This is a genomic window from Alicyclobacillus sp. CIJ1, assembly GCF_057538885.1.
The window spans coordinates 1-285 of the sequence record NZ_BAAJPH010000114.1 but is presented as its reverse complement, the minus strand read 5'-3'; the positions used below and the strand labels follow the sequence as shown (position 1 = coordinate 285).

Genomic DNA, 285 nt, shown 5'->3' with positions numbered 1-285 from the left:
GGGTGGAGGGGCGAACCCAGAACAAAACAACGGAGGTGGCAATAGAGTTGCCAATGTATCGAGTGACGTTTGTATCTCGTCACATCGAGGAGTTTGAGGTTGAGGCCGCCAGCGAGAATGAGGCGCGTGAACTGGTGTACGCAGGTGAAGTGGATCCCGTTGAGATTGTCGAAATCGCGGACGGCATAACAGAGATTCGAGTATTGGAGAGTTGTGAGTGAAGATCATCAATCTAACACCACACGAGCTCGCATTCATCTCTGACGACGGCACCGTGGTGGCGAG

1 protein-coding gene is annotated in these 285 nt (G+C 53.0%); it reads left to right on the top strand.

The window, feature by feature from the left end:
• Positions 1–221: hypothetical protein (locus AC27E8_RS08785; protein ID WP_487111311.1), on the top strand; the 221-nt coding region annotated here is incomplete at its 5' end.
• Between the last annotated feature and the right edge of the window lie 64 nt (positions 222–285).